Annotated in this window: 12 protein-coding genes and 3 pseudogenes; 8 read left to right on the top strand and 7 right to left on the bottom strand. The window is 42.3% G+C overall.

Annotated features, from left to right (window positions below; genetic code table 11):
- The first annotated feature begins 162 nt into the window (after positions 1–162).
- From MHI15_RS15160 to MHI15_RS15150, 3 genes are all read left to right on the top strand, one after another.
- Positions 163–870 carry a DUF421 domain-containing protein gene (locus MHI15_RS15160; protein WP_076126261.1) on the top strand — a complete coding sequence of 236 codons (708 nt, stop codon included), beginning with the start codon at positions 163–165 and terminating at the stop codon, positions 868–870.
- Between the two features lie 108 nt (positions 871–978).
- Positions 979–2,475 carry an alpha-N-arabinofuranosidase gene (locus tag MHI15_RS15155; protein WP_076126263.1) on the top strand — a complete coding sequence of 499 codons (1,497 nt, stop codon included), beginning with the start codon at positions 979–981 and terminating at the stop codon, positions 2,473–2,475.
- A 12-nt stretch (positions 2,476–2,487) separates the two neighbouring features.
- Positions 2,488–2,769, top strand: a complete 282-nt coding sequence (locus tag MHI15_RS15150) for a DUF6171 family protein (RefSeq protein WP_076100542.1) — start codon at positions 2,488–2,490, stop codon at positions 2,767–2,769.
- Between the two features lie 49 nt (positions 2,770–2,818).
- Here MHI15_RS15150 and MHI15_RS15145 read toward each other — a convergent pair whose 3' ends face one another.
- From MHI15_RS15145 to MHI15_RS15135, 5 genes and pseudogenes are all read right to left on the bottom strand, one after another.
- Entirely contained in the window at positions 2,819–3,733 is a 915-nt protein-coding gene (locus MHI15_RS15145) for an ArsR/SmtB family transcription factor (RefSeq protein WP_076100540.1), read from the bottom strand.
- A 192-nt stretch (positions 3,734–3,925) separates the two neighbouring features.
- Positions 3,926–5,275, bottom strand: a pseudogene (locus tag MHI15_RS30790) (LamG-like jellyroll fold domain-containing protein); the annotation flags it as partial.
- A gap of 192 nt (positions 5,276–5,467) precedes the next feature.
- Positions 5,468–7,267: pseudogene (locus tag MHI15_RS30785) on the bottom strand (lipocalin-like domain-containing protein); the annotation flags it as partial.
- 861 nt (positions 7,268–8,128) lie between these two features.
- Positions 8,129–8,671 (bottom strand): annotated as a pseudogene (locus MHI15_RS30780) (S-layer homology domain-containing protein); the annotation flags it as partial.
- Positions 8,672–9,205: 534 nt separating this feature from the next.
- Positions 9,206–10,111 (bottom strand): ArsR/SmtB family transcription factor, encoded by a 906-nt coding sequence (locus MHI15_RS15135; RefSeq protein ID WP_076126270.1) that lies wholly within the window; start codon positions 10,109–10,111, stop codon positions 9,206–9,208.
- Positions 10,112–10,387: 276 nt separating this feature from the next.
- Here MHI15_RS15135 and MHI15_RS15130 point away from each other — a divergent pair, with 276 nt between their 5' ends.
- From MHI15_RS15130 to MHI15_RS15115, 4 genes are all read left to right on the top strand, one after another.
- The gene (locus MHI15_RS15130) at positions 10,388–11,632 is read left to right on the top strand and encodes an extracellular solute-binding protein (protein ID WP_076101554.1); all 1,245 of its coding nucleotides are present in this window, start codon (positions 10,388–10,390) and stop codon (positions 11,630–11,632) included.
- 79 nt (positions 11,633–11,711) lie between these two features.
- On the top strand, positions 11,712–12,590 hold the full coding sequence (locus MHI15_RS15125) for a carbohydrate ABC transporter permease (RefSeq protein WP_076126272.1): 879 nt from the start codon (positions 11,712–11,714) through the stop codon (positions 12,588–12,590).
- 53 nt (positions 12,591–12,643) lie between these two features.
- Positions 12,644–13,540 (top strand): carbohydrate ABC transporter permease, encoded by an 897-nt coding sequence (locus tag MHI15_RS15120; protein ID WP_036675639.1) that lies wholly within the window; start codon positions 12,644–12,646, stop codon positions 13,538–13,540.
- Between the two features lie 104 nt (positions 13,541–13,644).
- Entirely contained in the window at positions 13,645–14,604 is a 960-nt protein-coding gene (locus MHI15_RS15115; RefSeq protein ID WP_076126274.1) for a glycoside hydrolase family 43 protein, read from the top strand.
- Positions 14,605–14,938: 334 nt separating this feature from the next.
- On the opposite strand, the gene MHI15_RS15110 is transcribed toward MHI15_RS15115, so the two are convergent.
- Positions 14,939–15,751, bottom strand: coding sequence for an ABC transporter permease subunit (locus MHI15_RS15110; protein WP_076134034.1), 813 nt, complete (start codon positions 15,749–15,751; stop codon positions 14,939–14,941).
- Positions 15,748–16,635: an ABC transporter ATP-binding protein gene (locus tag MHI15_RS15105; RefSeq protein WP_341164756.1), complete on the bottom strand. Its 888-nt coding sequence runs from the start codon at positions 16,633–16,635 to the stop codon at positions 15,748–15,750. The genes MHI15_RS15110 and MHI15_RS15105 overlap by 4 nt, the downstream gene beginning before the upstream one ends.
- Before the next feature lie 165 nt (positions 16,636–16,800).
- Here MHI15_RS15105 and MHI15_RS15100 point away from each other — a divergent pair, with 165 nt between their 5' ends.
- On the top strand, positions 16,801–17,394 hold the full coding sequence (locus MHI15_RS15100; RefSeq protein WP_076126280.1) for a TetR/AcrR family transcriptional regulator: 594 nt from the start codon (positions 16,801–16,803) through the stop codon (positions 17,392–17,394).
- Positions 17,395–17,398 lie beyond the last annotated feature (4 nt).

Below are 17,398 nucleotides of genomic sequence, written 5' to 3'. Positions count from 1 at the left end.
GAATTTGAAGCCAGGGCTTTGGGTAGGTTCAGTAGAACCATTCCAGAGCCCTTTTGGCGTTTAGAGAAATTGGCAGATTTGGATGGGCAGAGCTTTCGTTGAGGTTTCATTTCTACTCGGTTTGTGAATAATGGAGGATTGAATAGGAAGGGAGCATTAGAGATGCAGGTATATATGGACATTGTGCTTAGGGCCTTTGTTGCTATGATCATGCTTTTGCTGATCGCCAAAATATTGGGAAAACAAACGTTATCTAACTTGACCTTCCACGATTTCGTGACGGGTATTATATTGGGCTCAATAGCCGCGAACTTGGCGTTTAATAAACAGCTGCATTCTTCCTACATGATCCTGGCGCTTATAGTCGTAACCGTTACATCTTTTTTACTATCTATCATCGCTTTAAAAAGTCGTAAAATGAGAAGCTGGATTTCAGGTTCACCCACTGTACTTATTGAGGATGGGAAAATTCTTGAGCAAAATATGAAAAAGGTAAGGTATTCGTTGGATTCTTTGGATCAGGCCTTGAGAGAAAAGGAAATCTTTAATCTAGAGGTAGTAGAATACGCTGTGCTGGAAGATAACGGAATGGTGTCTGTATTAAAGAAACAAGAGTACCAATATGTTACCCGAAAAGATCTAAAGCTGTTGTCCGTTCCTCAGAGCTTTCCCGTTGAATTGATTATGGATGGAATAATGCTCGCAGATAATCTTAAGGATAATGGCCTGACCCAAGAGTGGCTGGAGAACGAGTTAAGACGTAAGGGGAAACAAATTTCTGATGTGTTTTACGGGGTAAGAGGAACGCAGCAGCAGCTCATTTTTGACTATTATGAAGACGGGATAAAGAAACCTATTGATAAAGAATAGCTTTTGTTCATATTGGAGATTGACGGATACCTAAGCAGCGTCTTATAATGTTTATATAATTATTAATTAGTTAATAAAAATATAAACGTTGAGAGGCGGTATTTAACCATGGCAGAACGTGCGATCCTTAATACTGACATTCGCAAAGGGACGATTAACAGAAATATTTACGGACATTTTTCTGAGCATCTTGGCCGTTGCATTTATGAAGGGATTTGGGTTGGAGAAGATTCAACTATTCCTAACACCAACGGTATTCGTAATGATGTCGTGAAAGCGCTTAAGGAAATTAAAATTCCTGTACTACGCTGGCCAGGTGGCTGTTTCGCGGATGAATATCACTGGAAAGATGGTATCGGAGCCCGTGAAGGTCGTAAACGTATGATTAACACTCACTGGGGCGGAACGGTTGAGAACAACCATTTTGGTACGCATGAATTCATGGAATTATGTGAGATGCTGGAATGTGAGCCTTACATTAACGGTAATGTGGGCAGTGGTACCGTTCAAGAGATGTCCGAATGGGTGGAGTATTTAACCTTTGGAGGCGTATCTCCAATGTCCGAGCTTCGCCAGCAGAATGGTCATCAAGAGCCTTGGGCTGTGACTTATTTTGGCGTGGGGAATGAGAACTGGGGCTGCGGCGGGAATATGCGTCCAGAATATTATGCAGATCTTTATCGCCAATATCAGACGTATGTACGAAATTACGGGGACAATCGAATTCACCGGATTGCTTGTGGTCCTAACGTGGATGATTATCACTGGATGGAGGTTCTGATGCGTGAGGCAACACGCTTTATGGACTCGATTACCCTGCATTATTATACAATTCCTGGTCCAGCATGGGAGAATAAAGGCGCAGCTACAGGCTTTGAAACGAGTGAATGGTTTAGTACATTAGAGAAAGCCCTTCGCATGGATGAGCTGATCACCAGACATGGCGTTATTATGGATCAATATGATCCGGATAAAAGAGTAGGTCTTATCGTAGATGAGTGGGGAACTTGGTATGATGTAGAGCCGGGGACGAATCCAGGATTCCTGTATCAACAAAATTCAATTCGGGATGCTCTTGTAGCAGGCGTGACCTTGAATATTTTCCATAAACATAGTGACCGGGTACGGATGGCAAATATTGCGCAGACGATTAACGTACTTCAGGCAGTTATATTGACCGAAGGGGAAAAGATGGTGCTGACCCCAACGTATCATGTATTCAATATGTTTAAAGTCCATCAGGATGCGGAGTTGCTGGATTTAGCACTGGAAAGTGGCACTTACAGCTTTGAAGGCCGTGAGATTCCTGAAGTATCTGCTTCGGCTTCCGTAACTGCTTCTGGAATCATCCATGTCAGTCTTTGCAACTTGAACCATGCTGCTTCTGCTGCTGTTCCACTTGAGCTTCGTGGTCTTTCCGGGAAGAAGGTTGAAGTGACAGGCACAACACTTGCCGGTGATAAAATTGATGCTCACAATACCTTCAGCCAACCGGAGGCGGTAGTGCCGCAAGCCTTCACTGCCTTCACTCTGGAGGGCGATCTTCTTAATGTTGAACTGCCTCCAATGTCAGTAACTGTGCTGGAGATTACGCCGAAGGCTTAAGGTGGTGTTACCATGTCAACAACATCAACATGCAAGGGATGCAGAGAGGATTATAAAGTTACGCCAACGCAGATTAATCGTATCTTGTCTTCTTCCATGTTTAAGCCAGAGTTTTGTGTTCCAGATGAAGTTTACGCTGAACGGGTTGCCCTTTGTGGGACTTGCCCTAAGCTGCACGAAGGGGTAACTTGCGTCGCTTGCGGCTGCATCATCCCCGTAGTAGCCAAGCTTAAGGAACGTAGTTGTCCATTGCCGGGGGGTGGCTTGTGGGGTCCCTTTATCGAAAAGAATTAAGCTAAAATAAGAGCCGCATTCGACTCTCCAATGGGAGGTGAATGCGGCTTTATTCTTGGTTATCCGTATAGAACAACTCAACGATTAGATCTTCATTATAATTTCCAAAACCTTTGCCAAAAAGAGTAATCCCGCCAATATGCTCGGCATCTTCATCTACGGAAAGCTTGAAAGACCACTGTTTGTCACGGATATTCACTTGATCAAGGGTAACTTCTGAGAGCTTCAAACCATCCATAAATGTACCTTTCGCTGTAATGCGCAGCTGCTTGAGCAAGCCGTATTGGTTCGTGAGTGCTGGCCACCAGGCCGGTGTATATTTACCACGGCTATCCCCGTAGTCACCGGGACTTGTCCAGAATCCAAGCTTCACTCCGTTCAGAGTGAATGTGATATCCGAAGGCCAATTATTATTAATGGAAGGTGCTTCGGAAGCAATTTCCATGGTTATAATCAGTTCCTCAGGATGCTGGCTGGAGAGGAGGAAATTAGGGATTTTATATTCGATAAATCCTTTGCCGAACCAAAGAATCCCCGCATTCATACGCTCAAGATCCCAGAAATAGCGGGGATCATCAAAACTGCCGATCACTTTCTCAGTAGTTGCAAGACCACAGGTTGGCTCGATCAGGAAGTCGGAGTAATGTCCAACCGGAATTTCCTTGCGATAACTTTTGCGCTCATTGATCTGTCTGCCTGGGAATGTGATTTCTGCTCCTTCAGCAGCAAGAGTACAGATCTTTTGCAGACCACTTCGACCAGGTGCCATATGCGTCTGGATCAGTCCGGCAGCTTCCAGCTTACGCACATGCATAGTCATAATGGCGCTGCTCAAATTTACTGCTGCGGCCAATTCCTTAACATTCATAGGATTTTCGGCAAGCAAACGCAACATATGCAGGCGTACTGAGCTGGCTAAAGCTTCATAGACGGGAAGGGATTCTTCCGACAGGTCAAGTTTCATAAATGGCCTCCAATTAAAATTTATGGGCTAATCGCCGATGATTAAGAAATTTATTAATAACAATATAAAAATCGACGTTTATTTCGGATGTATAGTTAATGATTATATTAGTTAAATACTTTTTTTACAATATGGGACTTTAAAAAAAGAACGGAGCCTGTGGCTCCGCTCTCTTTTCAAATCAAATCTTGCTTAATCTACGTTCGAGCTATACTCTGCCTGTACTTCATCTGACTTGAGCGCTCTGCTGTAAATCTTCAGTTCATCAATCATACCCTTAAATGGTGCATCCCAATAGTTGACGCCTAGAGCGAAAACGCCGTTCTTGTTCTTAAAGACATTCGGGAAGCCCTCACCAGAGAACTGCTCTACTCCGTTGAGGTAAACTTTTACGGTACCATTGCTGACCGTAAACGCAACATGTGTCCATGTATTTACTGGAATCTTCATGGCAGAAATAGCATCATACCAAGCTTCTCCGGACCATAACAACGTTTTACCGCCACCGTTCTGAGGAACGAAGCTAATCCAGCTATTTTTAGTGGCAGCGCCGAAGAAAGTAGTTGTTGCATCTGTAAGTTGTTCAGGATTTAGCCACATAGATACGGTGTAGGTATTGCTGTCAATTAATCCATCAGGCAAACGGATACCGGAGGTACCGTTGAATATTGCAGCTTGACCGAGGACACCGTTACCGTATGTGATATTGCCTACTGTTGGGCTATCTACTTTTGCTCCTGTAACTTCGCCTTTTCCGTTCAATTGGAAGGAGTCATCCAGGTCGCCATCAAAAGCATAATGAGCTACTTTTCCATCAGTTACATTTACTGTGTAGCTGGCTGAAACTTCGCTTCCATCAGTCGCTGTTGCAGTAATTACAGCTTGGCCACCGACAGTTAGTGCTGTTACTATTCCGCTCGCTGCGTCAACAGCCACTACGCTGGAATCGCTAGAGCTCCAAGTTAGCGCCTTATTTCCGGCATTGGTTGGAAGCACACTTACTTGAGGGGTGAAAGTATTTCCTACAGCTACTGATTTAACAGCTTCACTGAATGAAATATTACTTACTTTAATGTTCGTATCAGGCTCACCGTTTACAAGCCAGCCCACAGCTTCCGCAGACAATGCTCTATCATACACGCGGAATTTATCAACCAAACCTTTGTATGGTGCATCCCAGTAGTTCACACCAAGAGCAAATACACCGTTTTCTGTATCAAAAATATCTGTGAATCCTTTTCCGGAGGATTTCAATATACCATTTACGTACATATTGACTGTTCCAGCATTGTAAGTGAAGGCAATATGCGTCCACTGGTTAACTGGAATTTGTAAGCCTGTATCAGCATCTAGCCAAGTATCGCTACCGAACCAGAGTCTGGTGGTTGCTCCACCGTTTCCATATGGCAGGAGACTGAACCAGTTCGTTTCGGTTTTAGCACCGAAGAATACAGGAGTAAAAGCTTTTAATTCGGATGGGTTCAGCCACATCCCTACCGAATATGCGCTACTTTGAATTAATCCGTCAGGTAGACGAACACCGGATTTACCATCAAACTTGGCTGCCTGACCGTCTTTACCAGCCTCAAAAGTGATGTCTCCATCCTCAGTGTTGTTGATCAGATTTCCGGTGACTATGCCGTCAGCTGTGCGATCCCCATTTTCTGCAAGGTCGCCATCAAAGTCAAAGGCAGCTACTAAGCCGTCTTCCAATTGCGTGCTCTTTTTTTCCATAACAACGGCGGTGAAGGTCTTAGTTACTGCGACTTCACCTAGCTTAATTGTAGCAGTCAGTTCAACTGTAGCGTTTCCAAGTCCAAGTTCAGGACGAGTAACCTTACCATTGTTAGCAATTACAGCCTCATTGGAAGAGGACCATGAAATTTCTGCTCCGCGCAAGCCTTCCGTAGGAAGGGTGATGTCATCGTATATTTTTCTTGTGTCACCAATACTCAAGCCTGCAGCAATATTGTTCAAAATCTGCTCAACGCTCATCGATTCCATCTGGCTGCCCCAGATAGTGATCCCTTGATCTGACATTGCGGTGAACGTCATAACATGCTGTTGGCGTGAGGAATCCCATTGCTTCACAAATACACCTTTGTAGAGATGTTGTACGGTGCTTCCATTTTCCGTTTCGTTAATGAGCAAATGAGCGAAGTACTCATCCTTCAATTCCCAAGTTCCGGTTAACGATCCAACGATCGTTCCGTCACTTTTTAGCTCGATATCTACTGTAGGTTTGATAATGCCTGAAACATCCTTGCCGTGGTTAACGAACTGATAAGAGCCGACAACATTATCCCGTGCTACAGCCCCAATAGTTTCACCCGTGTAACGATGTACGGCAGTTACTGGCCAGCCATCTTCGTTAGTGAACATTTGATGCACACGAAGTTCATGGGTTTCACCACGGAGTGGGAAACGAGTGTGGAAGAAGTTAAATATTTTACCCGTTTCATCATCATATTGTACCGAGTTATGTCCTGAGGACACATAACCATACGTTTGGAAATTCGGGTCTGCATTTTGATTTGTAAACATGAAGTTTCCTAACAGCTTATTACCATATGGTGTGTTGTCACCATCGGTAGTTAGAACAGCATTCTGTCCTGCTGCATCCGTATAAGGGCCGTCCGGATTTGTTGAACGGAACTGCCGCATGCTGTAACCGCCTTTGGAGTCCAATCCACCGTAAGTTACATACAAGAAGTAGTAACCAGTATCCTTATCGTAAACGATATACGGACCTTCACCCGATTTGGTCATTCCGCCAGAAATATGGGTTCCGAAATAGCGGTCGATAAGACGTCCATCAGCGGTCTTTCCATCTTTGCCTGGATATTTAGGTTCTCCGGTAGCTGGATCAATCTCCAGAATGAATATACCACCTGACCATGAACCATAAGTCATCCAAAGCTTGTTGTCTTTGTCGTAGAAAATAGTTGGGTCAATTGCATTTGTATAGGTTTTGTTTTGATACAAACCACCTGCATTAAACCAATCTGGATTGACACCTTCCAGCGTTCCATTGTCGATAAGGTCCTTGATATTTGTATTGTCCCATTTCTTATTTACTTTACTGTCACTGTCATAAGCTTCATCTTTGGTGAAACCGGAATAAATTACGGTATTTCCATAAGTATAAGGCCCTTCGATATTTTGCGAAGTGGCGTAGCCAATCGCCGAACGGATATAAGTAGAAGAAGCGCTGTAATACATCATATAAGCGCCAGTTGTTCCATCAGCGTTCTTATAATCGTTATTCCAGAATACGTCCGGTGCCCAGATGGAGAATCCGCCTTTACTGTCCGAATCGTTCTCGCCAGCCCACTTAAAGGATTCTGCCAGATTCTTGGACAGATCACCAAAAATCACGTTGCCCGGTGTTGTATAACCATTAGTGAACTGTGTCCAGTTCATCAGATCATCTGATTTGGCCGCATCGATATGGGAGCCAAATACATAATAAGTTCCATTATCCACTACCACCGATGGATCATGTACCGAGACATTGGTGAGTGCTGGTGCAGTTGCTCCCGGACTAGGTGTAGCCGTTGGTGCCGGAGTAGCCGTCGGATTTGGTGTAGCTGTTGGATTTGGTGTAGCTGTCGGATTTGGTGTAGCCGTTGGGGCCGGAGTAGCTGTAACTTCCGGAGCCGAAGTAGCAACAGAACCGCCGTTAGATCCACCGGTACCAGTGGTTGCCGTAGCCGTTGGAGTTGGTGTTTCAAAATGGATTAACTGACTGTACTTGCTATCAAAGATAACCTTACCCGTGCCTTGGATGGTTAGGATATCGTTGAAACCAAGGATTAGATTCTTGATTTCTGTACCTGCTTCTACACGCAGCTTGGCTTTTTGCTTCAGTGTAACTTCAGCAATACTGCCTGCTGTCAGATGGAGTGTAGGCTCTCCCAACGCTTGAAGCTCAACGGAATCAAAGCTTCCTTTCAGCTTGAGGATGGAATCCTTAGGCAGCGTATTCTCAACAATAACCCGGCTGAAACCTGCCCCCGTTAGTGCATCTTCCTCTAGTATTGCGCCGGAATGTACACGTACGTTTGGTACAGCACTTGTGCCTCTAGTAACGACTCGCAGCTTGCCGTTATGCTTATCTACTACCATTTCAGCAGCATTGGAGTCGCTTAGTACGACACTGTTCTCACCGCCACCAGAAACGAATACTTTTCCCTTAACAGTGACATTATTCAGTGTGACATCGCCCTCAGCAATACCTTCGGTAAGGTAGAGATTCCCTGAAATTGTGGAGTTTTTCAACTCTACGCCTGGGCTGCTGATAACCATATTCCGAGTGTTAATCCCCGAATAGCTTCCGCTCTTAGGCGTGATTTCTCCGCCCAGCTTCTCAATCATGCGCAGTGCTTCCGCTCTTGTTACAGCCTGAGTTCCTTTAAAGCTGCCGTCAGTGTAACCTTGCAGATAACCTTCACCAAGTAAAGACAATACTGCTTCTTGGCTCCATTCTGGCAAATCAGCAGCATCCTTTGGTGCAGAAGTGCCAACAGATGAGTTGAGTTGGAACAGTCTGTATAACATTACTGCAGCTTCTTGCCGACTTACTTGCTGTGCGGGTCGGAAGGTGCCATCGCTGTATCCTGTTACATATCCTGCAGCGGTTGCTTTTTGGATATCGCTGTAGTAAGCACCTGTCGTGGAAACATCCGTGAAGCCTATAACGGCTTTTTCCTGCAAATTAAAGACCCGATTAACCAGAGTAACCCACTCTGCACGGTTGATTTCTTGATTTGGCTTATATATTCCGTTTCCGTAACCGAGAATCAAGCCCTTATCTACCCAGGTTTGAAAATCTTTTTGTGCCCAGTGGCCGGAATAATCGGCAGTTTGTTGCTGAGTGGATAATGCGACTGCTTTGGAATCGCTTGCAGAAGCAGCAGAAATTAATGGAGCAGGCACTAATAGAGTGAGGGCAAGCAGGGAAGCGGTTAGTTTACCAGTAGTTTTTCTCAAATGTATGTTCCTCCGATTCTAGTGATGTAGAGCTTGTACACGCGTATTTTTCCAATTCCTCCCTTCTTTACTGAAAAAAATGTAAAACGCTTACATAAATAGCTACTAAAAAAACGCTTTCGAATATGAAAATGGTTTTAATTTATGTATTACTAAACCATAACACGGAAAACGTTTTATAATGCTCTCATTTTAAGCATGATATCAGCAAATAGTCAAATAGAAATTTAATGATTTATGAATCTATTTATATTTTTATAAATTATAAATTCAAAATAGAGGCAAATGATTTAACTACTGGTGATTACTGCTGAAGTGGATAAGAGTGAAATGTGGTGAATGGATGACTAGGCGGGATATATCAGCAAGATAAAGAGAGGGGATAGGGCATAACAGGTGGGGGGGAGCTAAAGAAGAATAGCTAATTAGTTGTTCACCCCCGCAAAAAAACCAGTTTTGCTTAGATCATAAATGAAAAATTTACAGATAGTACAACTTGAAAATGATATCTTGATCATGGTTTCCGAATTTTTTTCCGAAAATCGTTGCTCCTCCTACGTGTTTTGCATCTTCCTTCACTTCGATCCGAAAGGTCCAACGATCACAATTCGTATCTAAATCCTCAATCGAAACCTGAGACAGCGGGTCACCGTCAATATAAGTTCCATTGTGGTTTGTAATTCTAATCGTTTTTAGCAATCCGTATTGATTGATATTGTGTGGCCACCATTCCGGTGTGAATTTACCTCTAGCATCAGCGAAATCTCCGGGGCTCGTCCAAGTCCCTAATTCCAAGCCATTCAAAGAAAAGGTGATGTCTGAAGGCCATACGTCATTAGCAAAGGGGAATTCGGAAGAAAGCTCTAAGCTAATCTCAAATTGCTGTAGGGTTTCCTCTTTTTTTAGGAAATTAGCGATATTATATTGCACATAACCTTGCGTGAACCAGAGAATCTCTGCGTCCACTCTTTTAGAATCCATGAAATACTTAGGTTCGTCTACTCTGCCGATAAACTCCTTATCCGTAGCAAGTCCGCAAGTAGGTTTCAGATCATAATCGGTATAATGACCAATCGGCACTGATGTCTCGTAGGAGGCAAAAGAGTGAAAGATTTTTTTCGGGAAGTTAATCTCAATATGATCCACCCTAAGGATTGAGATTTTTTGCATTCCTGATTTACCAGGCACCTTTTCAGTTTTTATGAGCCCTGCATCTTCTAGTTTTTTAATGTGTTTGGTAACGATAGGACTGCTTATTTTAAGTTCTTCTGCCAAATCTTTGATGTTCATCTTATTTTTGGAGAGCAACTGAATAATTTTGATGCGTACTTCACTCGCTAAAGCTTCGTAAACAACAAGAGAGGATTTGTCGATTTCCAACTGCATTTTACCCACTTCTTTCAAAGTTATTTCATATACTGTAAAGTTTATTAATCTATATATAAAGTAACATGAAAGGTAACCGAAGTAAATATAATATCGCTTTCATCTCCGAGAGATGAATCAAAAGGTTAATTAAACGAAAAAAAATTCTGTTAAGTTTATTTAAATGTTATTGACTACGCTTTCACAATGAATGTATACTAATCTCAAGTTAATCGTTTTCAAAGAAAGTGAACATGAATGGTTATCTTAACATTACAGCTGCAGGGGGAGAGAGTAATGAAAAAGAAATTTGGAGTTTTATTAGCAACGGTTCTAACATTATCGACAGTTTTGGCAGGATGCGGTGGTAAAGATGATAGTAAGACGATTACGTTCTGGACACCGCTGACCGGTGATGACGGTGCTTATATGGATCAAATTGTTAAAAACTACAATGCAACGAATCCCGAAATCAAAGTAAAACATGTTATTACGGCTGATATGTACACAAAAATTTCTACAGTTTTGGCATCTAGCAAAGGTGTTCCTGATTTAGCAATTATCCACGCTGACCGTGTTCCTGGGTTTGTTAAACAAGGTGTACTAGAATCCATGCAAGATACCGTATTGCCAGCACAACCTGAACTGAAAGCTGAAAATTACTTACCACAAGCTTGGAACACTGGTAATATCGATGGAACTCAATACACAGTTCCTCTTGATATTCATAGTAACGTAATGTATTACAATAAAGATTTGCTGAAAAAATATAACGCTGAATCCTTCTTGGATGATAACGTTGTTACTATTGATGAAATGCTTTCCTTACAAGGTAAATTGGATGAAGGCGATTACGTAGTTAATGATGCCTTGCTGGGCTGGGTTATCTTGGCTCAAATTCAAGATTTGGGCGGGGATATCCAAGTCGATGGAAAACCGGCTGTTAATACCCCTGTATTTAAACAAGCGTTTGAAAATGTTAAGAAAATCGCCGATGCTGGACTGATGACTCCATTTGGTGAAGACGGTTACTTGATGTTCCAATCTCAAAATGTACTTTTCTCGACAGACGGAACTTGGAGTTCTACAGCACATGCTGGGGTTGAAGGCTTGAACTTTGGCGTGACCAATGTTTATTCTCCTACTCCTGATAAATTCACCAACAGATCTTCTTCTCACTTGTTCGCTATGTTGAAAAATGATAAGAGAACAGACGAAAAAGAAGTGGGTATTGCTAACTTCTTGGAATATGTTCGTACGAATTCGATGGAATGGGCAAAAGCTGGACAAAACGTAGCAAGTAACGTAGTTAACCAAAGCCCTGAGTACAAAGACTTTATGCAATCCTTCTTTACATCTGATGAAAAAGAAATCGAATCCCTATACATTTACACCTATGAATACTACCCATACATTGCGGAAGCTGTAGATACTTACTGTGCGGATATCGTGCGTGGCAACGTTGATATTGATGAGACTTTGGCAACGATGCAAAAATTTGTTGAAGATAAAATTGCGGAAAGCAGCAGTGCAGCAAAATAAAGCAAAATAGAATAGATTGTACGAAGTAATGTGCCATGTTATGGTGCATTACTTTGTGCAAAAGGAGAAATGAATTCCTATGAAAAAGAAAATCAATTGGGCACCTGCTTTCTTTGTAGGTCCGCATGTCATTTTGTTTGCTGTCTTCATTTTAGTGCCAACGATTTATGGGATTTATGCTTCATTTACAAAATGGAATTTAATGAGTGATCCGGTATGGGTAGGCTTTGATAACTATAAGGCTATTCTTTTTGACAACAGTTCAACCTTTCATACTCAATTTTTCAGAGGTCTAAAAAATACACTGATTTTCGTTGCTATGTCTGTTCCGTTGCTGATTATTATTCCATTAATGGTCGCGGTGGCGTTGGAACATAAAAAAGTTAAAATGAAGAGCTTAATTCAATCTATTCTTTATATTCCTGGCTTGATTTCAATTTCTGCGGCAGCACTGATTTGGCTGTTGATCTTTAATAAGCAACTTGGGATCACTGGTAATCTATTTGGATCACAAATTGCTTGGCCTGCAAATCAACCCTATGCGTGGATTATTATCATTGTAATTACTTTATGGGGTGGTATTGGGGGCAACATGATTATCTATCGTGCTTCCTTAAGTGGCGTTTCTCAAGAGTTATATGAATCGGCTGAGCTCGATGGTGCGGGTTCTATTAAAAAATTCACTAGTATTACCTTGCCATCTATTCGTTTTCCATTAATTTATACCTTTGTTATGACAACTGCGGGTGCCTTTAATGTATTCGGCCAACCGTTAATGATGACCGATGGCGGACCTCGACAAAGTACACACGTTCTAATGATGTATATTCGTCAATTAGCTTTCGGTAACGGTGAGTCCATCGCCGGGATGGCATCAGCTATGGCAGTTTTACTGGGATTAGTTATTTTGGTGATCTCAGCGCTGCAATATTTTGTAATGAACCGAAATGCTTCATAGGTTCGCAGAAACTAATTGACTAACAAGGAAATGGAAAAGGTAGGTGTACTAAAATGTCAAACCAGGCAGTAAATCCAGTTGTAAATACAACAGGCAAAATAAAAGGCTCCTCCAGTGTAAGTATTTCAAAATATATTTCCTATATATTTCTAGGTATCCTATGTGTGATTTGGATCATTCCTGTTATATTCGGGATTTCCACCTCATTTAGATCACAAACGGAAGTAGTATCCTCGGGCTTTAGACTATTTCCTAAAGAGTGGGTCTTTGAGAACTACGTTACAATCCTAAACAATACCTCTACAGCTCCAATTCTACGTTGGTTAGGTAACTCATTGTTTATTGCCACATCTCACACCATTCTGGTGGTTATTGTTATTTCGATTACAGGTTTTGGTTACACCCGTATTAAGTTTAAAGGAAGAGACACATTGTTCTTCACTTTGCTGGGGATCTCCTTCTTTCCGGGTGTTGTTAACTTGATTCCTTCTTATAAAATCATTGACTCCTTTGGTTGGGTGAATACTTCCTGGGCTATGATTATCCCTGGTCTTGCGGGTATGGGTAATATCTTCTTGGTCAGACAGTTTATGAACGGTATCCCAAAAGAATTAGATGAATCGGCTAAAGTTGATGGTGCTAGTGACTTTAGAATTTTCGCGCAAATTATATTGCCGTTAGTTAAACCAATATTGATTGTTTGCGGATTGTTCTCCTTTACTGGATCTTGGAATGACTTCCTCTGGCCGGTTATTGTGTACACAGATGTAGATAAAATGCCAATTACCGCTGGTTTGCTCTTATTGCAAGACATCTACGGAAACTATCGTATGATCGGACAATTAATGGGCTCGGCAATCATGGCGATTATTCCAACATTGCTGCTATTCGTTTTTGCACAAAAATACTTCGTTCAATCCATCAACCTGAATTCGGGTATCAAAGGTTAGATCGAATGAACTTAAACTTAAATACACCTTGACTTCTTATAAGGAAGGGTGTGTTTTGGTGACCTGCAAATATAAAAAAAGAGATAAATATAGGAGTTGTCATTGTGAGAGAATTTAATGTGAAAAATCCACTAGTTGAGCAACGAGCAGATCCTTGGATCTATAAACATACTGACGGGTACTACTATTTCATAGCTTCAGTTCCGGAGTTCGATAGAATTGAGCTTCGCCGTTCTGAATCTATTCAAGGATTGGCTGAGGCTGATGGAAAGACCATTTGGGTTAAGCATGAAACGGGTTTGATGAGTGCTAATATTTGGGCGCCAGAGATTCATTATATTGATGGAAAATGGTACGTGTATTATGCAGCTGCACATACCTCTGATACGAAAGATGGTTTATTTGATCATCGCATGTTTGCACTAGAAAACTCATCCGCAAATCCTTTAGAGGGTGAATGGGTGGAAAAGGGTCAAATAAAAACAAAATGGGAATCTTTTGCCTTGGATGCAACAACTTTTGAGCATAAAGGAGTTAGATATTACGTTTGGGCACAAAAAGATCCTGCTATCCCTGGCAATTCAAATATTTATATTTCCGAAATGGAGAATCCTTGGACACTAAAAGGCGAGCAGGTGTGCATCACCACTCCTGAATACGATTGGGAAAAAATCGGATTTTTGGTGAATGAAGGCGCGGCAATCCTTAAGCGTAATGGACGCATTTTCATGACTTTCTCAGCTAGTGCAACAGATCACAACTATTGTATGGGATTGTTGACTGCTGATGAGAATAGTGATTTGATGGATCCAAAATCATGGGTCAAGACACCTGAACCTGTGTTTACGACTTCTGAGGAAAACGGCCAATATGGTCCAGGACATAATAGCTTCACTGTCTCTGAGGATGGCACACAGGATATCCTTGTTTTCCATGCTAGAAGCTATAAGGAAATTGTCGGTGATCCACTTTACGATCCGAATCGTCACGCACGTGTGCAAGTAATCCAGTGGAATGAAGACGGAACGCCAAACTTTGGTGTACCTAGACCGGATACGAAATAAAAAGGGATTGGTCGCATAAAACAACAGAGCAATGATTCTCCCAGAGGTGGAGAAACACTGCTCTGTTGTTTTTTATAAGAGTCATAGTTATAACCCTCCTGAGGCTTAAGGACTCAGCTGACGCTATTTGCAAATTTTTGGACATTTGAGCAAGGTTGCGGACCCCAGTGCAGCTATTCCTTTAGAAAAGGTTCATTTTTGCTGTTCTTCAAGCCAATAACGACTTTAGGGTCCGTTAGGTACACAAATTTGTGATAAAGTTGCATTTAAGGTCAACGGTGTCCGATAGTTGCTTCGGGAATGCGTAAAAGCGAGTTTATCAAATGAGGTACTCTTATAATGGAAGATCCCGTCTTCTGAACAGCTCTACTCCCAAGGAAAAGGTGAACACTCCGATCAACAGCAGCCAACTGGAGACCTGAATAATCTCCACGTTGCCCTGAACGATTTCCCCGGGTTGATAGAAGGAGAATAAGGTTAGGAAACGCAGTCCTTCCAGTTTGTCGCTTATTTTACCGAGTAGATCCAGAGTGAAAAATCCGAAGGCGATGGCGCCGGAAATTCCGAGCGCTTTTTTCTCGTCATTACATACAGAGGACACGAGAAAGGTAAGGCCGCCTACCGCAAAAAATAATAAAAACGCCACGGTATTCAGCTGAGCGAAGCGACCACTGTTAAAGTCATATTCACTGCCAAGGAACCATGCTTTACCTAATAATCCGGCGAGGGTGGTTACACCCATAATTAAGAGTAATGCTGTAGTGAGAACAAGTGCCTGCGTGGTAGCGACTTTTCTCCGTGTAGTTGGGGCTATGAGCAGATAGGCCATGGAACCGCGATCCACGAGTCGAGCCATAAGCTGCGTTGACATTTGCACACAAACTATGGAAAGAATCAGAACTAGTATAAGTCCATAATATTCTCCGGAGATAAAAGCTTCTGCACTAGTAAAACCGCTATTTAGCCCAAAGGCTTTACCCACACCCTCTGGCATCGCCTTAATAAGGTCATCAATTGCTTGTGTACTCCCCGCAATCCCAGGATAAAGCCAGATCATAAACAAAATATAGAAGGCAGAACCAAAGGCGTAATTCAATATTCCTTTCAGGTTCACTCGCATCATTTCCTTATAGAGCGGAAGATTCATTGCACTGCCCCCTCGCGGTCATAATAGTCCATGAAGATGTCCTCCAGATTCTGCGTGAATACGTCGATGCTGCGGACATTGTATTTTCCAGTTTCCCGGATGAATCGGTCATAATTGCCCTGCACAGCTATGCGGACCCTATTTCCCTCGTGAGCTTCCACTTGTAGGCCGGAGGCGGCAAAATTCACTGCATCTTCACTATTCGCAAAAATGACCTCAAACAGCTTCCGTTGCATCGATTGCAGTTCATGAATATTTTTTACGGTGATAATCCGTCCGTCTTTGATAATTGCGGCGCGGTCACAGGTGCGTTCAATTTCTTGAAAGCTGTGTGAGGACATGAGAAAGGTGGTTCCGGCTGATTTTTCCTCCAGTACCAGATCAATAAATACCTTTTGCATGAGCGGGTCGAGACCCGAGGTAGGTTCATCCAGAATAATAACGTCAGGACTGTGCATAAAAGCAGCGACGATTCCGACCTTTTGCTTCATTCCCTTTGACATTTTTCGGATCGGAGTGGTGGCATCAAATTGCAAACGTTCAATCAGCTGCTCGCGTTTGGTAGTATTTTTGATTCCCTGCATGGCTGAGATAAATTTAAGGAAAGAAAGACCCGTCATCCCATCGAAAAAGTTGATTTCACCGGGTAAGTAGCCGATATGCTTCTGGACTGTCCCTTGTGCCTTCCATACATCAAGCCCATGGATACTCGTATGCCCTTGATCTGGTTTCATAAAACCCATGATATGCCGTATGGTCGTCGATTTACCCGCACCGTTAGGACCCAGAAATCCAAAAACCTCGCCTTTATTTACGGTAAATGTTACATCTTCGATTCCTTTGCCATTCGAAAATCGTTTAGTTAAGCCTTCTACTACCAGCATGCTGCCACCCCCGCCGCAAAATAATGAACTATTATGAATCAGATATTTCATATGTTATATTATTCCTAGTGGTTAATGAAGTCAATATAATTATGAAATAATTGAAATGGAATATTTCATTAAATTTGAATATGCATACTTAATAACGAAGTTAGGGTGGAAGCTATGAATGGATTTGAGAAGAGAGCAGCACAGATTAAACTCAAAATTATGAAAACTACCATGGAGATGCTCAAGAACTGGGAACCGAAACGTCTACGGATCGCTGATATTGCGAAAGAAGCAGGGGTCTCTCAGGTGACGATTTATAATTATTTTGGCAGCAAGGAAGCGCTGCTTAGTGAGTCTTTTAAGGACTTTGTTCAGAAGGAAATTCAGGAGTTTGAAGATTACATTTATCAAGAGCATTCTCTAAAGGAGATTATTGGTTACATTCTAACCATGGAGAGGGAAACTTACAGCGGTTTATCTCCCGCAACTGTGAAGGAGCTTATGGTTGAGGATCAAGAAATGTTCCATTATATTGAGGAACGATATGCGAATGACATTTTGCCGGTGCTGGTGAAGATGGTCGAGGATGGGAAAGCGCGGGGAGAAATCTCAAATAAAGTATCCACCAAAGGGATACTTTCACTAATGGGGATGTATATGCGTAATGCAGGTGAACTTCTAGACGAAGCTAGCAAACAGGAAGATATGGATGCCTTCATCGAGGAAGCCATCCATATTTTCTTCTATGGCATTTGCGGGAAAGAGTAAGGGG

It is taken from the genome of Paenibacillus sp. FSL H7-0918, assembly GCF_038007025.1.
GTDB classification, from domain to species: Bacteria; Bacillota; Bacilli; order Paenibacillales; family Paenibacillaceae; genus Paenibacillus_AQ; species Paenibacillus_AQ odorifer.
The sequence above is the reverse complement of the archived record's forward strand: the minus strand, read 5'-3'. Positions and strand labels throughout refer to the sequence as shown.